An 18,460-nucleotide genomic window follows, 5' to 3' on the forward strand; every position below is an offset into this window, starting at 1 on the left:
GGAGGTCGTTAGAGCTCAAGGCTTATAACGGCTCTCGCAACCGACTCCCGCTGATTCGCTATTGGCCTGTATCCTATTGAGTCGCCCCATCATTACGCTTCGTAATCTTGGTATCGCGCCGCGTGCCTCACTCTTTTTTGCCTTCATGGCCTTGCTTGTACTGTTCCTCGGTGTAATGAGCCTGGGCAAGATGGCTGACCTGTATCACACGACCCAGTCCATCGTTAAAGGCGGGCTGGCGCCCACTCGCCTTCTGGGAGAATTGGCGGACACGACAGCGCGCCTTCGCACCATGTCTTATGCGGTATTGGTCAACCGTAGCGCAGGCCAGGCGGATATTGAAAAGTCTGATGCGCGCATCGAAGAGTTGACTAAAAAAGCAGACCGAATAGTCAATGACTACGAGCCGCTGCTCAATGGCGATGAAGAAACGGCCAGGTTTGGCCAGTTCAAGGAAGCGCTTGGTCATTATGTGAAGGCGCAGGATGAACTGCGCAAGGCATCGCTGGCCAACCGTGAAGATGAGATCCGGGCTTTGATCAAAGGGGATCTCAAGAAGTACTCAAGCCAAATGGCGCCACTGGTTGACTGGCTGCTGGAGGATAACCGCAAGGATTCAGAAGCTGCAGTGATGGCGTCTTCCAGCAACTACCTGACGGCACGTAACGTCATCATCGCAGTACTGATATTGACGGCCGTTCTGACCGCGTTACTGGCCGTTATCCTGACGCGAAGCATTATTCGTCCCCTCAATGACGCCCTACGAACAGCCGAAGACGTAGCCCGAGGTGATCTGACCCAGACTGTGCACATTCAGGGCCGTGACGAGGTGACTCGCCTGCAACAGGCTTTGACAGCCATGCAGACCAACCTGCGCGATACCTTGCAGCATATCTCCGGCTCGGCGACCCAATTGGCGTTGGCCGCCGAAGAGCTCAACGCCGTCACCGAGGAAGGCTCAAGTACGCTCGAGCAGCAGAACAACCAGATCGAGCAGGCGGCGGCAGCCGTCAATCAGATGACCGCCGCCGTTGAAGAAGTGGCCAGCAATGCTGTGAGTACGTCGACCGCCTCGCAACAGTCGAGTGCGGCGGCGATGCAAGGCCGTCAGCGCGTCCAGGACACGGTCAATGCCATTGAGCAGATGACCACCGATGTCGAGGTCACTGCCGAGCAAGTGGGCAGCCTGGCGGGTCAGACGCGCGACATTGGCAAGGTGCTGGATGTGATTCGCGCCATTGCCGAGCAAACCAACCTGCTGGCCCTCAACGCGGCCATCGAGGCTGCTCGAGCCGGTGAGGCGGGCCGAGGTTTTGCCGTCGTTGCCGACGAAGTGCGGGCGCTGGCTCATCGCACGCAACAGTCCACTCAGGAAATCGAGGTGATGGTCAGCGGCATACAGCAGGGCAGCAGCCAGGCGGTCGCGTCAATGCAAAACAGCAGTGTTCGAGCCCAGGCCACACTGGGTGTGGCCCGCAGTGCGGGGCAAGCACTGGAGGAAATTACCCGCAGCGTTGGCGAAATCTGCGAGCGAAACCTGGTGATTGCCAGCGCCGCCGAAGAGCAGGCCCAGGTGTCGCGAGAGGTTGACCGCAACCTGGTTAACATCCGTGATTTGTCACTGCAAACATCAGCAGGTGCCCATCAGACCAACTCGGCGAGCCATGAGCTTTCGCGCCTGGCGGTTGAGCTTAATCAGAGGGTCATGCGGTTCAAACTATAGATCGCGACACGCCTGGCTTTTTCCGAGGGGCCGGAAAGTCTGTATGACAACGTTCCCTGCATGTCTGCCAAAAAAACCAACAGGGTGTCAGCCTGGTAACAGTGGTAAAAAAACAGGAGTTCCTCAATGGATCATCACTTCGAGCACCATATTAAACACGTCTTCGAAAGCGCCATGAGTGCTGCGCAGATGGCAGCGCTATGCAGTCTTATGGACGACTCGAGGGCTGACGCGAAACCTGTGCGTGGTCATGCCGATATTGTTGTAATCAATGCAAGTGAAAGGCTGCTGGACGCGCTCGGTACCTATACGAAAGTCGCTGAAGTAAAGCCAGGCCTGTGGGTGCTGGGTGATTTCACGCACAGGCTGGTCGACTGTTCACTCTTTGTCAAAGAGGCCGCCGTTGACGCTGCATTAAGTATCTTGTCGGAAGGGGTCGACGAAACGGATGGCCATTTTCGCGCGCCCAGTTGGGTCGAATAGAAAGTTTCCGGGGTCGTCTGTGTCACACCGCTGTCTATAACGTGCGTATTTAAAATGGAGTGCTACGGCTATGAAGTATCGGCTTTTATTATTGATTGCAGGCGTGTTGTCCGTCTCGTCGCTCAACGCTGGAGCGACGGAAATAAAGACGCCTTCGTCACACGTCCCGTCCACGTTCATCGTCTTGTGTGATTGTAATACCCACCTCAAGCGCACGCTGATCCAGCGTGAAATCAATAAAGCCGGCGCAAAGATCCTGTTTACTTATGACAATCTTGGCGGCTTTGCCGTCAAGACGCCGAAGTCAGATAATCCCGACCAACTTGAACAGAGGTTGCGTGGCATACCCGGAGTCAAGTCGGTAGAGCTTGATGGCGAGGCAGGCATCAATACTGGGAGCTGAACAGGGGAGACGCCGGTGCATCCTTGAGTAGGCGTGACTATGCAAGTCCACTACGCGCACCCCCAGAAAGTGCTACTCCGATAGTGCATGTGAGCTGATCGCCGATGGAAAAATGCGACGATCACCCATTGCAGGAGAGCAGAGATGAGTTGTGAAGAATCGAACAGTCGGGAAAATGCATGCGGTATCGACGTGTCGCGCTGGCAGGGCAACATCGACTGGGCGCGCGTGGCGGGCGCCGGCATCACCCATGCGATAGCGAAGATGACCGAGGGCGGTGACTACACCGATCCCACATTTGTCGAGAACTTCCAGGGGATGAAGGCGAACGGCTTGAAGGCCGGGGTTTACCACTATTTCCGTGCGTTGAGCAGCACGCCGTGTGAGCAACTGGCCAATATCAAGGCGCGCCTTGCCGAGGTGGACTTCAAGCTCGGGCAGGACATTTTGGCCATTGATGTCGAGACCCATCGCAACGAAAGCGCCACTGCGGATCAGATGGCGGACGCCCTGTTCCAGTTGGTGACGCTTGTTCGGGTTTCGCTGCTGGAGGGGGCCTATCCGCATATTTATGCCTCGCCCAACATCTGGAACAACCGCGTGGCCTGGCACACATATGACTTTAGCGAATGCCCGCTGTGGATCGCCAACTGGAACGTCACCGAACCTACAGTTCCGCAAACATGGAACAAGCAGGGCAAGAGTTGGCGATGGTGGCAGCACAGCAGCAAGGGACAGGTTGACGGTATTCAGGGGGCGGTGGATCTGAATTGGGTCAGGCTCTGATCGCAAGCAGCACAACGGCGCTTATGTGGGCCGTTGTCTGCTGCGCGAAGATCAGCGCCTGTTGCCCTCCTTGCCAGCGCCCCCGACCGCTAAGCAGCAGGCCTGACCCGAAAGGCCAGAAACACCGGGCCTGCGGGAAAGGAGCTGATTTCCAGCTCGTCCAGTGGATTGAGCGTGTTCATGCGGCTGCCGGCGTTGCTGTACAGCGTATGGTCGCCCGCAGCAGCGAGGTTGATCTTGCCGGCGGCGGCCTGGATCAGCGTCACCTTGAACCCTTCGGTGACTTCCTCACCTATCGTCAGGGTGACGTCGGTGTTGCTGATGACCAGAATCGATTTGCCTGAATCGGCCATGGTCAGGGGGCGACTGCCGGTGATCGAGGTGTTGGTGTGCACGTGGCCACCGGCGTGGTAGGTCACCATCCTGGGGTCGGCAAAGACGCGGGCGAAAGCGCCCACGTAATTGACGCTGGCGCGCATGTCATCAAATTGCTCGACCACATAAGTGCCGATGCTGCCGGTGGTGTCGGCATCGGAGTCAAACACCCATTTGCGACCGACCATCAGCCCGATCTGGGTGTTGGTGCGTACGCCCGTGCGCAGTTCTTCGAGGTACAGCGTGCCGATCTGGCCGCCGCCCTTGCCCTGCACGTAGGTAAGCCGCGCAATGGAGTGGCTGTCGCCCGTCGGGCTGCCCTGGGAGGTGTCGACCCGATAGTCGACACAGTCTGCCGAGAGGATGGTGGTGGTGGTGTTGGTATTGGGGGCCCAGGTGAACTCCAGCACCCTGCCGGCCTTGGCCTGTTCCAGTGAGACAGTGGTCTGCGAAGTGGTGCTGGAGCCTGACTGCTTCAGATCGTCGGTCATGATACTTGTCCTTAAGTGAGGTGTTTTTTTACTGTTCATTTATACAGTAGTTGCGATGTGGACGGTGCGCGAGGTGAGGCGACGAAATGCACGGGCGAGCCTCATTTGCCCGCAGCTTCGCCATCCTGATGGAACTTCAACTGTGCAACAGTCCTCCACCAAGGATGCCTTCATCACCTGCCGCCAGAGCCGCCCATGACCCAATCCCCCAGTAGCGCCAAACCGTCCCTGCGCCGGGCCATTAGCGGCCCGATGCTGTTTCTGTTCATCCTCGGTGACGTGCTCGGCGCCGGCGTCTATGCGCTGGCCGGCACCATTGCCGGCGAGGTGGGCGGGGCGATCTGGGTGCCGCTGCTGGTGGCACTGTTCTTCGCCATGCTCACTGCCGGCTCCTACGCGGAGCTGGTGACCAAATACCCGCACGCGGGCGCCGCGTCGGTGTTCGCCGAAAAGGCCTTCAAGTCGCCGCTGATTTCCTTTCTGGTCGGCTTCAGCATGCTCGCCGCAGCGGTGACCAGCGCCGCCGGGCTTTCGCTGGCGTTTGCCGGCGACTACCTGGCAGCGTTCATCGATATCTCGCCCCCTCTGGCTGCGCCGATCTTTCTGCTGGTGATTGCGCTGCTCAATGCGCGCGGAATCAAGGAGTCGCTGGGCGCCAACATGCTCATGACGGCGATTGAACTGTCCGGGCTGTTGCTGGTGGTGGTCGCGGCGGCCTGGTGTTTCCAGATGGGCGACGCCAACCTGGGCCGCGCGTTCGAATTCAAGCCCGGCATCAACCCGATGCTCGCCGTGCTCGGCGCGGCGTTGCTGGCGTTCTACTCGTTTGTCGGCTTCGAGACATCGGCCAACCTCGCCGAAGAAATCCGTGACGTGCGCAGGGTGTACCCGCGTGCGCTGTTCGGCGCGCTGATGACGGCGGGCATTGTTTACATGGCGGTAGGTGTCGCCGCGTCCACCGTGCTGCCAATGGACAGGCTGATGGCGACCTCGGCGCCGTTACTGGAAGTGGTGCGCGCCTCAGGCTTGAATATCCCGCCCAGGCTGTTTGCGTTCATTGCCCTGGTGGCGGTGGCCAACGGCGCGCTGCTGACCATGATCATGGCCAGCCGCCTGACCTACGGCATGGCCCGCCTGGGCCTGCTGCCCGAGCCGTTGTCGCGGGTGCTGCCCAAGCGGCGTACGCCCTGGGTGGCAATCATCGCCAGCAGCCTGGTGGCCATTGCTTTGACGTTGACCGGCACCCTGGCGGCCTTGGCGCAGACGGTGGTGCTGTTGCTGCTCTTTGTGTTTCTGAGCACTAACCTGGCGGTGCTGGTACTGCGCCGTGACACCCTCGACGTCGACCATTTTCGCGTGCCCACCTGGGTGCCGGTGCTGGCGATTGTGTCGTGCCTGCTCCTGCTCAGCCAGCAGAGCCTCGACACCTGGTTGCGGGGCGGCGCGCTGCTGCTGTTGGGCATGCTGTTGTACGGCTGCAACCGGCTGGCGACCCGGCCTAAAGCTTGAACTGGCGGGTCAGCTGATTGAGGTCGGTCGCCAGCTTGGTCAGTTCGGCCGTGGCAATCGCCGTCTGGTTCGAGCCTTCGGAGGCCTCGCTGGACAAGTCGCGGATGCTCACCAGGTTGCGATCCACTTCGCGCGCGACCTGGGCCTGTTCCTCGGCGGCGGTGGCAATCATCAGGTTGCGCTCGTTGATCTGACTCAGGGAGTCGGTGATGTCGCCCAGCACTTTGCCGGCGCCGTTGGCCATGTCCAGGGTCTTGCTGGCTTGAGCGCTGGTCTGGTTCATCGACGACACCGCATTGCCCGTGCCCGTCTGGATCGAGCTGACCATCTGCTCGATTTCCTGGGTGGATTTCTGCGTGCGATGGGCCAGGGCTCTTACTTCATCGGCCACCACCGCGAAGCCACGACCGGCTTCACCGGCGCGCGCGGCTTCAATGGCGGCGTTCAAGGCCAGCAAGTTGGTTTGCTCGGCAATCGCCCGGATCACGTCCAGCACCTTGCTGATGTCATTGGCCATGGTCGCCAGCACTTGCACTTCACCGGAGGTGGACTGCACGTTGGCGACCATCATGTTGATGGCCGCGACCGTGTCGTTCACCTGATTGCGCCCGGCGATGGCGGCCGAGCTGGATTGCGCGGTCAGATCGGAGGTGGTGGCCGCATTGCCTGCGACTTCCTCCACGGCGGCGGTCATTTCGGTCACGGCGGTGGCGGCCATTTCGATTTCATGGTTCTGCCGCTGGATGGTGCGCGACGCGCCCTCGGTCACGGCGTGCATTTCTTCGGCGGTGGCCGCCAGTTGCGTGGAGGAGTCGCCGATCAGCGCCAGTGCATCACGCAGATTGGACTGCATGGTGGCGATGGCTTTTGACAGTTGCGCCGCTTCGTCGGAGCCGTCCACCTCGATGCGCTGGCTCAAGTCATTGGCGGCAATGCGCTGGGCCATCAGCAGGGATTGATTGATCGGCACTGTGAGGCTGCGGGTGTAAAGCCAGGCCAACAGTAAAGAGGCGGTTATCGACAGGAGCAGGAACACGCCGACGATCATCAGTGTTTGCGCATAAACGTCATCGGCCTCCTGTCCGGCTTTTTTTGCTTTGTCCTGGTTAACGCTGATAAGCGCCTTTAATGCAGTTTCGACATTATCCGCCGCTACTTTCATCGGCCCGTTTGATATGGCGACTGCGCCTTCCAATTGCTGTGCGCTAACTAACGCAAGGTAATTGTCCTGAGTCTTGAAATAGTCGGCTTGTACTTCGCGTAAACGTGCAAACGCTTCCTGGCCTCGCGGCGTGACGATAAAGTTGTTCAAGGACTGCGCATATTGATCGATCAACTGCCGCGATTGCTGGATATCGCTGACCGCCTTGGTCCGGCGCTCCTGGGGCTCAATCGGGTTGCGCACCCGGGCGTTGTTGCCTCGGATGGTGACAAACTCCCGGTCCAGTTGGCCCAACAGTTGTACGCTGGGCAACACGTTGGTTTCGACATACTTCTCTGCTGTTCTAAGCAGCCCGGCTTGCCTGAGTGCCAGCAACCCCATCGCAATAATGATCAGGCAGAAAAAACCGAAACAAACAGCCGATCGCGGTGCGAGATTTAGTTTTCGCAAAAACATGGTAACTCCTCAGGTGTGGGCGCTTTCACCCGTGGAATTAATATCGACACTCTTGTTCGAAACTTTAAGTTTGTTCGAAATATAGTGTTGATTTTTTTTGGCTCTGTATTGAGTCTAATAACAATTAGATGTCTAATTGTTTCAGGGTTCGCGAGGCATCAGTCCTGCACCCACTGCACACTGTCGAACACAAAGCCCGGGCTCAGAAAACCCTGGCCCGTTTTACCCGAAGCCACGCCAATCTCCAGCGAATTTACCCCTGCATGCAAGGCCGTGGCCGGCACATTGACGTCGAACACCGTGTTGTTGCCTCGATACGTCCCACGGGTGATGCCACGGCTGTCCGGCTGGTTGGAGGCCTGCGGCACCGGCGCCGTCCACTGCTGATTCACGCTCACCGTCGGCCGCCCGCCAGCCTGGGCCAGCGAGATGAACAGGCGCAGGCGGTAAGCGCGCAGCTCATTGGCAGCCAGGACGAATTGGATGCGCGTAGGGCTGTTGACGTCGCGCCATTGCGCGGCGGGGAAGGCGTCGGGCCTGCTGGTGCCAACGCTGTAGGTGACGGGCGCCCAAGGGGTCATGCGCGCATCACTGGGATGGGCGCAGCGCAGCAGACGCGCATTGAGAAACCCGGCCGGCGTGCCATCGGGTGTGCCGATCTGCCATTTCACCTGACCCGCTGGCGGGTGTGCCTGCAAGCTCGCCTGGCTGGTAGCGCCTGCGCTGATATCCACCCAGCTCTGCGCCACCTCACGTTCACCCTGATACAGCGTCATGCGGTAATGCCCCGGCCGCATCGCCGTCAACTGGAACCGCCCGTTGCCGTCGGCCCGCGCCCAGTATTGGGCGTTGGCATTGCTCAAGCCCACCACTGCCGGCAGGCCATGGGCCACGCCGCCAACCTGGCCGGCGAGGGCACCGCGTTCTGCGCTGCCGACAAAGCCGGCAAGTCCCAGGCGGTCGTCGACGAACCCAAGGTCGGTCAACGCTGCGCCTGGCGCGTCACCGTCGGTGAACAGCAACCCATAGACGCCGTGCAGGCCGCCGCGATAGGGCTCGGTCTGGGTGTGGTTGGAGAACATATAGTTGTACAGCTCGTGGGTGACCGGGGTTTTCTGCGTGGCGATGTCCTTGAAGAACGGGCCACCCGCGCTCAGCTCGCGGTTGCCCATCAGCATGTACACCGCCACCCCCGGGCCTTTGACGCCGTGCAGGGGGTCATCGATCATCGGTTGCGCCGAATAGAACTTGGAACTGGTGCGCCCGTCGGCCAGCAAAAACACGTCCTTGCCTTCGATGGCCGTGCCGACATTGGAGTCGGTGCCACGCTGGGCCTTGGGCAGCTTGCTGACATCCAGCCGCGCCACAAAGCGCAGCTCGCCCACCGGCAGCAGGGTCGGCGCGTAGGTCGCCATGTAGATCGCCGCGCGGCCTTTGTTGGCGAGGTAGTAGTGGATCAGCTCACCTGACCGAGCGCTGATCACAATCACATCGCCCACGGTGCGCGCCTCCACCTGAGCACTGCCAAGGCCCGAAGCAATCTGCGAAGCCTTGGGTTCGGTGGTCTGCAGTTCGTTGCCGCGATAGCGCATCGAGACCAGGTCGCCGTTGTGCGTGTCCACACTGAAGACCAGGTTGGCGCCGGTGTCGACCACGATGTGCGAGTCACTGCGGGTAAAGCCGAAACCGGCGGAGTGGGCCTGGGCCGCCAGGGTGCACAGCATGATCAGCATGAGACGTCGCATCAGCTTTTCTCCAGGTTCATATGGCCCGCACCGGCATCGCGGGGCACCTGCAGGCGCACCCTGTCGGGCGGTTGCGGTGCGACGAGGTACTGGCGGTATTGGCTGAACGCCTCCAGTGCCGCCGCGTCCTGCGGTCGATAATCGTTGCCACTCTGATGCTGCTGGTTCGGCACACAGGGCCTGCCGATGGCTGCCCGGCACGCGTTATCGGCGGCCGGGGCGAAGAGGGCGAAGGCGGTGCCGGGCTGGCGGGTATCGTTGAACAGCGGGTGGGACACGTCGTCGAAGACATTGCCTTCCACCAGCAGATGGGCGCTGGCGGTGCGCGACATGATCGCGCCCTGGTAAGTCAGGTGGGCGAACACATTGTTGACCAGTTGCGCACGCACCTCGGCATCGCCCATTCCGCCGGCGTGAGGCGCACGTCCCGAGGTGTCGTGCACGTAGTTGCCCACCAGCGTCAGGGTGTCGTGGTGACCGAGAAACAGCCAGACCCAGTAGTGGTGACTGTCACAGGTCGCCGAATAGGGCGTGCGGCCGTCGAATTCATTGTTGGAAATCGTCACATGGGTGGCGCTGCCCCAGCCGCTCACGATCATCTGCCGGCCGATCCGCGCGAAGGTGTTGTGGTCGATCCACACGCCGTCGGCGTCGTCCAGCGTCAGCGCATCGCCGCCCCAGACCACGCGGGGGTTAATGTCCGAGAGCGTGAGGTTACGCACGATGACATTGCGCGCGCCGCCGCCGATGAACAAGCCCATGCCCTGAATCCCGGCATGGGCGCCCACGCCCAGCAACGTTTTGTTCGAACCGACTTTCAAGCGCTGCAGGCCGGCCTTGTCATAGCTCACCGTGGCCGGCGGCTTGGACTGGCAAAAATGGTTGGCGCCGTCGATGGCCCACTGGCCACCGCCCTTGGGGCAGGCGTTGGCCATGCAGCCGGCCTCGGTCACCCGGGCGCTGCCGTCGGTTACTACGGAGCCGCGAAAATCGAACGTATGGTCCAGAGCGATCACGCGCGGCGTGGTGTCGATGCAGTTGCCGCGCGCATCGAAGCGGTCGCACAGAGCGTTTTTCAGCTCCGCCAGGGTGGCGGGGTGCACGGCGGCAGCCTGGCCGCCGCCGCTGACCCCTCGGGCAAAGCCTTCAGGCGCCGCAGCGGCGTGGCACAGCGGCGCCGCCAGCAAACACAGGCAGAGCACAAAAGAATTTCGACGCATCATCGGCATGTTCCTGAGTGGCCTACCGCAGGCCGGCCATCATCCAAATACCCGGACGGCTTTATCAAATGGTTTGAAACCGATTGCGATGTGCTTCAGCTGCCGTTCAGTTGCGGGCAAACCGGCGCTGTGGCTAAAGAGCTTATTGTGGCGAGCGTTTTTTTTGTGGTGAGCGAGCGTGTTGTGGCGAGCGGGCTTGCCCCGCGTTGGGGTGCGAAGCGCCCCCAATCGAGCAAAACGCGGTGTACCTGATACGGCTCAGCGCCTGGCTTTGGGGCTGCTGCGCAGCCCAACGCAGGACAAGCCTGCTCGCCACAGGGAATCTGCGCTTAACTGAACGGCATTAGGGCTTGCCACAACGAGCCCGCTTGCCACGCAAACCTGCTCCCTATACCAAGCTCGATTGCCACAACGCCTGCCTCACGGCACCAGTTCAGCCTTGCTCAAACCATACTCCCCCAGCGAATACAGCAAGGTCCCATACCCCAACTGATCGTAACCGCCGCTGTCGGGGCCGTAGTCGCCGCCGCCGCCTTCGGGCTGGACCTTTTGCGCGAAGGCTTTCACATAGGGCGCGTTGAGGCCCTTGAGTACCACGTAGTGGTTGTAGAGCAATTCCCAGATCGGACGGATATCGCCACGCTTGTCGGGCGAGATCACCTTCTGCTTGAACGCGCTGTTGATAAATGGGGTGAACGGCACTTCATGGTTCAGGTTGTACTTGGCCACATACTCGGCGCCTTGCAGCACGCGGTTGTTCTGATAGCCGAACAGATCGTCGCCCTGGCTCCAGGCCATCTGGCAGAAGCTGCCGAGCAGGGCGATGTCGAGCATCGTGTGGGCCTGGTCGCGGCCGCTTTCCTGGACTTGGCCCAGGCCCTCGGGGTAGAGCTTCCACACCGCGTGTTCGATGGCGCCGTTGCCGGCCCCGTGCTTGAAGTAGTCGATGGCTTCGTTATAGAGATCGCGGCGGTCGGTCAACACGCCGATGGCCAGGATCGAATTCATGTTCGCCAGGTCCCAGTTGGCCCAGTGGTGATCCGGCAGCATGCCGTCCTGATGGACCAGGAAGTCATGGTTGATGGGGTAGAACACGCTGAGCATCATGCTTTGAAATCGGTGAAAGTCCTCAGCCTTCCATTTCGGGTAGCCGCGCAGGATTTCCCCGGCATTGGCCAGTTGGTAACCGTACAAGCCTGCCGCCAGGGACCTGCCGTTTTCGCCCTCGATGCCGGTGAGGGTGGAGGCCCACTGGTCGAGGATACTCACGGCCTTGTCGGCATAGGCCGCATCGCCGGAGATCTGCCAGCGCAGGGCCAGGGCATAGGCTGCCGCGGCGTCGTTGAACAGTTTGTTGTAGTTGTTGGGGCCGCCGGAGGTACGGTAAACCACCGGCACCGGGTTGGCTTGCCAGGTCAGTGACGCGTGCCTGTTGTCGATCAGCTTCTGCCAGCCCTCCAGCCAGGGATGGTTACGGTTGACGATTTTTTCGCGGATGCGCGTGAAGTCCTGCTGGGTCTGCAACAGGCCCGGGTGCACGAAGGCCCCGGTGTGTGTGGTGGAGGCGAGGGCGCCGAGACTCACCGACAACGCGCCAAGCAGCACGGCCCCTTTGGATAATTGCTGGATACCGCGCGTTGCCTTGAGCAGAACGTTCATCGTGTTGTCGCCTCTGTGTGTGGAATCCTGCGCTGCGTGAACAGCATGACGTAAAGCACCGGGATCAGTCCCAGCGTGACCAGGGTGCCAAGCGCCAGGCCGCCCATCAGGGTGATCGCCATGCCTTCCCATAGCGGCCCGGCAAACAGCATCAGCGGGACCAGCCCGATGATGCAGGTCAGTTTGGTCATGACGATGGGGCGCAGGCGTTTGACGGCGGCATTCACCACCGCGTCGTGCACCGCCAGGCCGTCCTGCAGTTCCGCTTCGACGCGTTCGAGCAGCAGCACCGCGTTGTTGACGATAATCCCCGCCAGTGACAGCAGACCGAACGTGGCCATGAAGCCGAACGGGTAGCCGGTGATCAGCAGCGCGGCCGCCACGCCGATCAACACGAACGGGATGGCCGAGACCACGATCAGCACCTTGCGCAGCGAATTGAATTGCCAGACAAACAGCAACAGCATGGCCACCAGCGCGTGTGGCAGGTATTGCAGGAGCGCCTGGTTGGCCTCCGCCGAATCTTCGATCTCGCCGCCCAGCTCAATCCGGTAGCCGGGCGGCAGGCGCAGGGCGGCCACGTGCGGCGCGAGCCGTTCGACGATGGAGGTGGCGGTCAATCCCGGGTTGTGCCCGACCACGGTGATTGCCCGCTCCCCATTGCGGCGCACCAGGGTCGACGGCTCGCTGGACGCACGAATCTGTGCAATCGCCGTCAACGGCACGGGCGTCGAGCCATCGGCCGGATACACCAGAATGCCGCGCAGGTCAGGCGTGGCGCCGCTCACCGGCGCCGGCTCGCGCACCACCAGCGGCACGCGGGTTTCACCGTCCTGCAGGGACGAAACCTGGAGGCCGCCAAAATGCAGTTGCAGGGCCTGGGCGATGGCCTGGGTGTCCACGCCGGCGCGCCGCGCGCCGGGCTGATCGACCTCGACGGTGTAGCGCGTGAGCCGCGTGCTCCAGTCGTCGCGCACATCCAGGGTGCCCGGCACGTGCAGCAGGGCGGCTTCGATCTGCGCAGCGAGGGCGCGCAATACGTTTTCATCCGGGCCGATGACGCGATAGATCGCCACGCCGGCCTCGGTGGTGCCCAGGGAAAACCGTTTGGGCTCGGCGCGCAGTTCCGGGTGTTGCTTGAGCAGGTAGCGGCGCACGTTGGCGATCACCGCGTCGAGGTCGCTACCGGCCTTGACGCTGACGGTGAAGTACGCGGTCTCCGGCGCCGGCAGCGGCGGGTTGAGGCCCAGCACGATGCGCGGCCCGCCGTCGCCGACGTAGCCGATGCTGTCGACCACCGCCGGCTCCTTGCTCAGCCACAAGCTGATCTCGCGCACGCTTTGCAGGGTCTTGCGCGAACCGCTGCCCGGCTCCAGGGTGATCGGCACCTGGAACTGCAAACGGTCCGACTGCGGCAAAAAGTCATAGGGCACGCGCATCAGCTCGAACACGGCGGCGGCCAGCAGCACCAGCATCGCCATCAGGAACAGCAGCTTGTGCTGCAACACGCGGCTGATCACCGCGCGATAGCCACGGTAAAAGCCGCTGTCGTAACCCTCGTCCGCCGACTCGTTGGGCGCGGCCCTGGTGAAGTACAGGCACAGCAGTGGCGTCACTGTGATGCTCAGCAGCCACGAGCCGAGCAGTGTCAGCGCCAGCACGATGGCCAGCGAGCGCAGGTATTCGTTGGTGCTGGTCTGGCCCAGAAAGAACGGCGAGAACGCCAGCACGATCACCAGCGACGAAGTCAGCAACGGAATCGCCAGGGTCCGTCCGGCCTCCACGCAGGCCTGGCGCCGTGCCTCGCCGGCATGCAGGCGACGCTCGATGTCCTCGGCGATCACGATGCCGTTGTCCACCAGCAAACCGAGGGCGAGGATGATCGCCGCAATCGACACGGTCTGCAGTTCGACGCCGAGCATGCGCATGGCAATCAAGGTGCCGAGAATGGTCAACGGCACGATGGCGCCCACCACCAGCCCGGTGCGCCAGCCGAGAAACAGCATCACCACCGCCATCACGATGACCACCGTCTCGATCATCACGTGCTTCATCTTGCTCATCTGCTGATCGACCACATCCGCCTGGAACGTCACCATATGGGTGGCGAACCCCAGCGGCAATTGCGCTTCCAGCTGCGCCAGACGGCTGCGCAGCGCGGCGCCGAACTGCTGGATGTTCTGCCCGGCGGCCATGGACACGGCCAGCACCACCGCGTCTTCACCCTGATAGATCGCGGCAGTCTGCGGCGGGTCGGCGGCCATCACCGACACCTGTGCGATGGCGCCGAGCGCGACCGACTGCGCGCCGCCGGCGGCGCCCGGCAACTGGATCGGCAACTGGCGCAGTTGCTCCACGCCGAGCAGTTCGCCGCTGACCGTGAGGGTGGTGCTCTGCCCGCCGATCTCGGCGATGCCGCCGGGCGCCAGCACGTTCTGTTGCTGCAACTGCTGGAACAGCTGCTGTGGCGACAGGCCCAGCCCCGCCAGGCGCTGCGGGTTGAAGTCGATGGACAGTTGCTGCTCCTGAACGCCGTGTAACGTCACCTGGCCGATGCCGGGCAAGCCGCCCAACTGATCGCGCAGGCGTTTGAGCGGCCCGCGCATCTCGCTCATGCTGTAACCGGGCGCGGTGACGGCAATGGAGGCCACGGCGACCCGACCGAAATTGTCGTCCACAAACGGCCCCTGGGTGCCGGGCGGAAAGCCCGCGCCAGCCTCGGTCGCCTTGTTGCGCACCTGTTGCCACAGCACGCCGAGGTCCTTGATGTCGTCGCGGGCGGTCACCTGGATGATCACGCTGCCGGGGTGGAGGGTGGTGGCGATGGTCTTGATCTGCGGCAACTCGCGCAGTTTTTCTTCGGTGGGCCGCGCCAGCAGTTCTTCCACGCGCTCGCTGGGCAGCCCCGGGAACTGGATGCTCACCAGTGCATCGCGGAGGGTGACCGACGGTTCTTCCTGGGTCGGGAAAGCGAGGAAGGTGGCCACGCCCGCCAGCAGCATCAGCAGGGCGCTGAATAACGTCAGCCGGCTGGCATTCAAGGCATGCAGGGTCAGGTTACTCATTGGGTGACGCTCAAGCGGCTGGAAGATGGCAGCAGGTTGACGGGCTGGCCGTCATCGAGAAACGCAACGCCGGTGGTCACCACCTGTTCGCCGTCCGCCAGGCCCGCGTCGATGGCGACGCGGCCCTGGTCGATCAGGCCGATGCGGATGTCGCGCAGCGTGACCTTGCCCTGGGCCGGGTCATACACGAATACCTGCACCTGCCTGGGGTCGGCGCCGATGCGCAGCGCCTGGGTCGGAATGGACAGCGGCAGCGGCGCGCCACTCACCAGATTCACCGTGAGGTTCACGCCGCTGGGCAGCGCAAGGTCGTTGGCGAGCAGGCGAAAGCGCGCGTTTTGCAGCACGCCGTTCTGCGCGCGCATCGACAGGCCCTCCAGCACCAGCGGCAGGCTTGAGCCGGGCGCGCTCGGGTCGGTGGCGACGGCGCGGTCTCCCGGTTTGAGGCCGATGGCCTGTTCCACCGGGATCGGTACGATGACCTGCGCAGCATCGGCGGCCTCCAGCTCCATCACCACCTGACCCGGCGACAGCTCGCTGTACAGCTGCGCCGTGCGCGCCACGATGCGCCCGTTGAACGGCGCAACAAGCTGGCCCTGGCGCTGATCGCGGCGCAGCAGATCCAGCGCCGTTTCATCCGCGGCCTGTTGCGCGACGGCCGCTTGCCAGGCCGTTTCGGCTTGCTCCACGGCGCTGGCGGCGACGCTGCCCTGGGCAAACAGCTGTTGCTGGCGCAGCCGGTTGCGCTTGCGTTCGCCGGTCTGCGCGACGCTGGCAAACAGGCTGACCTGCGCCTGCTTCAGGCGCAGTTGCACCACTGCGCTGTCCAGGCTCGCAAGGACCTGGCCCTGCTTTACGGTATCGCCCACGTCGACATTCAACGCGACCAGGCGTCCCGCGCCCTCAAAGGCCAGTTCGGCACGTTGGCGCTGGCGCACCACGCCGGTCAACGGCAGGCCCTCGGCATCGGCAGCGTGCACGCGGGTGACCTTCACCGACCTCACGGCCGGCTCCGGCAGCGGCTCCTCGCGCGAACAGGCTGCCACCACCAGGCAGGTCAGGCCAAGCAGCAGGCAATGGGCCCAGAGGCGAAGCGCGGAGGTGCTCACGTTCATGGTGAAACCCTGTCTGCAAAGGAGGCCAACGGTGCGCCCGACAGCGCGCGATACAGCGCCAGGCGATTGAACAACACGGGGTAGGCGGCGTTGCGCAGTTGGAGGGTGGACTCGGCGAGGCGAATCGCGGCGACCGGTTGCTCCAGTTGCGCTGCCGCACCGACGGCAATCTGCTGCTCGACACGTCTGACCTGCGCTGCCGTCAAAGCCGCCACCTCGACCTGCGTGGCGGCATCGGCCAGGGCTTGCCGGCGCTGGCTCAGCAGGTCGGCGATGTCGCGGAAGGCGTCCTGCACGGTCTTTTCGTACTGGGCGACGGCCGCTTGCTGGCGCACGTGGGCCAGGTCAAGGTTGGCCTGATTGCGCCCGCCGTCGAACAGCGGCAGGTTCAGTTGCGGCGTGAACAGCCAGGCACCGCTGCCGGAGGCGAACAGGCTGCTCAGGTGCGGGCTGGCGATGCCGGCGCCGGTGCTCAAGGTGATCGACGGGAAGAACGCCGCACGGGCGGCACCGATGTTGGCATTGGCGGCGCGCAGTGCCTCTTCGCACTGGCGCACATCGAAGCGCTGCAACAGCCGTTGCGAGGGCAGGTCGACCAGCCATGGCGGGGTGCTCAGGTCCACCGAGGGGCCGAGGGTGGCCGCCGTTGAAGGGGCCACCTGATAGCCGCTGACCCACGACAGCGCCTGCACGGCGCGCTCATGCCCGGCACGCGCGTCCTGCGCTTGCAGCGCGGCGCGGCGCACCTGCAGGCGTTGCGTGTCGAGTGTGTCCTGGGCCACCAGGCCTGCCTGTTGCTGGCCGTCGATCAGGTGCAGCAGTTGGTTCTGGTGCTCGAGGAGGGTCTGGGTATCGAGCTGGATACCGGCCTGCAAGCGCTCCTGCAAATACAGGCGCGCCACCTCGACGATCAACGCCTTGCGCGCGGCAAGGGCGCCGTAGCGTGTGGCCAGGTAGTCATGCCGGGCCGCGTCGGACAGGCTGCGGACCCGGCCGAAAAAATCCAGTTCGAAATCCGCAATGCCCACGGACGCCACCGCGATGTCCTGCCCGTAGCGCTCGTCGGCGGCCTGGTCGTGCAGGTGCTGGCGGTTGCGTTGCAGCCCCAGGCCGACGGTGGGCAGGCGCTCGGCACGAGATAGGCCGTACTCGGCGCGGGCCTGTTCGACGCGCAATATCGCCAGGCGCAGGTCGCGGTTGTAGGCCAGCGCCTGCTCAACCAAATGGGGCAACTGCGCCGAGCTATCCAGCCCGGTCAGCAGTTGTGTTTCTTCGCCGGACAGCGGCTCCACGGGGTTTTGCGTGGTGGGCGCCAGCGCGGTTACCGGTGCGTCGGTCCAACTGCCCGGCACTGGCAGCGCTGGCGTCTGGTAGGCAGGCGCCAGTGAACAAGCAGTCAGCGCGCCGTTAAGCAGCAAAACCGCACAGAGGCGTTCAGGCAGCTTGATAGGCTTGGACAGCGGTGCGGTGGTCGGCATAGCATCGGTTCGCGAAAGTCGGGGTAGGGCGATACTGACAGCGGACTTTCAATAAACCGTTCGTGAATTATCAAGGTTTCATCAAGAGGCTTCTTTGTGTCAGGAAAACGTATCCTCATTGTCGAAGACGACGCCGACAGCGCCAATATCCTCGAAGCCTACCTGCGCCGCGACGGCTTCGAGGTGGCCCTGGCCGAGGATGGCCGGCGCGCGCTTGACCTGCACAAAAGCTGGCAACCGGACCTGATATTGCTCGACGTGATGCTGCCGCACCTGAGTGGCACCGACGTGTTGTCCGCCGTGCGCCGCAGCAGCGACACACCTGTGATCATGGTCACGGCCATGGGCGACGAGCCGGAAAAACTCGGTGCCCTGCGCTATGGCGCCGACGACTACGTGGTCAAGCCCTACAGCCCGCGCGAGGTGGTGGCGCGGGTGCATGCGGTGCTGCGGCGCACCGGCGCCAGCCAGCCAGTGGAGCAGGTGCTGCGGCACCAGAACCTGCGGGTGGACCTCGACGCCTTCACCGCCGCGATTGAACAGCGTGACGCGCCGCCGCAGTGGCTGGACCTCACGCCCACCGAATTCAAGTTGCTGGCGACCCTGCTCAAGACCCCGTCCAAGGCCTTCACCCGCGACGAGTTGCTGGAAATCTGCCTGCCCGACAGCGAAGCGTTGGCCCGCGTGGTCGATGCCCACGTGCATAACCTGCGGCGCAAACTGGAAACCCATGGCATCGCCGGCGTGCTGGTGACGGTACGCTCCATTGGCTATCGGTTCCGGTAATCGC

The 18,460-nt window shown here is 62.9% G+C and carries 14 protein-coding genes; 6 read left to right on the plus strand and 8 right to left on the minus strand.

Annotated features, from left to right (window positions below):
* Window positions 1-91: 91 nt before the first annotated feature.
* The 4 genes from RHM60_RS00910 to RHM60_RS00925 all read left to right on the plus strand — a co-directional run bounded on the left by RHM60_RS00910 (window position 92) and on the right by RHM60_RS00925 (window position 3,395).
* Window positions 92-1,723, plus strand: a complete 1,632-nt coding sequence (locus RHM60_RS00910) for a methyl-accepting chemotaxis protein (protein WP_322214563.1) — start codon at window positions 92-94, stop codon at window positions 1,721-1,723.
* Window positions 1,724-1,849: 126 nt separating this feature from the next.
* Window positions 1,850-2,206 (plus strand): hypothetical protein, encoded by a 357-nt coding sequence (locus RHM60_RS00915; RefSeq protein ID WP_209981062.1) that lies wholly within the window; start codon window positions 1,850-1,852, stop codon window positions 2,204-2,206.
* A 70-nt stretch (window positions 2,207-2,276) separates the two neighbouring features.
* The gene (locus RHM60_RS00920) at window positions 2,277-2,609 is read left to right on the plus strand and encodes a hypothetical protein (RefSeq protein ID WP_209981064.1); all 333 of its coding nucleotides are present in this window, start codon (window positions 2,277-2,279) and stop codon (window positions 2,607-2,609) included.
* A gap of 144 nt (window positions 2,610-2,753) precedes the next feature.
* Window positions 2,754-3,395, plus strand: a complete 642-nt coding sequence (locus RHM60_RS00925) for a glycoside hydrolase family 25 protein (protein ID WP_209981066.1) — start codon at window positions 2,754-2,756, stop codon at window positions 3,393-3,395.
* A gap of 89 nt (window positions 3,396-3,484) precedes the next feature.
* On the opposite strand, the gene RHM60_RS00930 is transcribed toward RHM60_RS00925, so the two are convergent.
* On the minus strand, window positions 3,485-4,261 hold the full coding sequence (locus tag RHM60_RS00930) for a hypothetical protein (protein WP_209981068.1): 777 nt from the start codon (window positions 4,259-4,261) through the stop codon (window positions 3,485-3,487).
* Between the two features lie 195 nt (window positions 4,262-4,456).
* Here RHM60_RS00930 and RHM60_RS00935 point away from each other — a divergent pair, with 195 nt between their 5' ends.
* Entirely contained in the window at window positions 4,457-5,770 is a 1,314-nt protein-coding gene (locus RHM60_RS00935; RefSeq protein ID WP_322213303.1) for an APC family permease, read from the plus strand.
* Here RHM60_RS00935 and RHM60_RS00940 read toward each other — a convergent pair.
* From RHM60_RS00940 to RHM60_RS00970, 7 genes are all read right to left on the minus strand, one after another.
* Window positions 5,760-7,388, minus strand: a complete 1,629-nt coding sequence (locus RHM60_RS00940; RefSeq protein ID WP_322213304.1) for a methyl-accepting chemotaxis protein — start codon at window positions 7,386-7,388, stop codon at window positions 5,760-5,762. The genes RHM60_RS00935 and RHM60_RS00940 overlap by 11 nt on opposite strands.
* 158 nt (window positions 7,389-7,546) lie before the next feature.
* Window positions 7,547-9,133 (minus strand): rhamnogalacturonan lyase B N-terminal domain-containing protein, encoded by a 1,587-nt coding sequence (locus tag RHM60_RS00945; RefSeq protein ID WP_322213305.1) that lies wholly within the window; start codon window positions 9,131-9,133, stop codon window positions 7,547-7,549.
* Window positions 9,133-10,356 carry a pectate lyase gene (locus RHM60_RS00950; protein ID WP_322213306.1) on the minus strand — a complete coding sequence of 408 codons (1,224 nt, stop codon included), beginning with the start codon at window positions 10,354-10,356 and terminating at the stop codon, window positions 9,133-9,135. Before RHM60_RS00950 ends, RHM60_RS00945 begins: the two co-directional genes overlap by 1 nt.
* A 417-nt stretch (window positions 10,357-10,773) precedes the next feature.
* Window positions 10,774-12,012 (minus strand): alginate lyase family protein, encoded by a 1,239-nt coding sequence (locus RHM60_RS00955; RefSeq protein ID WP_209981079.1) that lies wholly within the window; start codon window positions 12,010-12,012, stop codon window positions 10,774-10,776.
* Entirely contained in the window at window positions 12,009-15,077 is a 3,069-nt protein-coding gene (locus RHM60_RS00960) for an efflux RND transporter permease subunit (RefSeq protein WP_322213307.1), read from the minus strand. The genes RHM60_RS00955 and RHM60_RS00960 overlap by 4 nt, the downstream gene beginning before the upstream one ends.
* Complete coding sequence (locus RHM60_RS00965; RefSeq protein WP_322213308.1) at window positions 15,074-16,192, minus strand: efflux RND transporter periplasmic adaptor subunit; 1,119 nt, start codon at window positions 16,190-16,192, stop codon at window positions 15,074-15,076. Before RHM60_RS00965 ends, RHM60_RS00960 begins: the two co-directional genes overlap by 4 nt.
* Window positions 16,189-17,670, minus strand: a complete 1,482-nt coding sequence (locus RHM60_RS00970) for an efflux transporter outer membrane subunit (RefSeq protein WP_231421776.1) — start codon at window positions 17,668-17,670, stop codon at window positions 16,189-16,191. Before RHM60_RS00970 ends, RHM60_RS00965 begins: the two co-directional genes overlap by 4 nt.
* A gap of 96 nt (window positions 17,671-17,766) precedes the next feature.
* On the opposite strand from RHM60_RS00970, the gene RHM60_RS00975 reads away from it, so the two are divergent.
* Window positions 17,767-18,456 (plus strand): response regulator, encoded by a 690-nt coding sequence (locus RHM60_RS00975; RefSeq protein ID WP_209981087.1) that lies wholly within the window; start codon window positions 17,767-17,769, stop codon window positions 18,454-18,456.
* The last annotated feature ends 4 nt before the right edge of the window (window positions 18,457-18,460 follow it).

The sequence above is a fragment of the Pseudomonas sp. MH9.3 genome (assembly GCF_034354675.1).
Lineage (GTDB): Bacteria > Pseudomonadota > Gammaproteobacteria > Pseudomonadales > Pseudomonadaceae > Aquipseudomonas.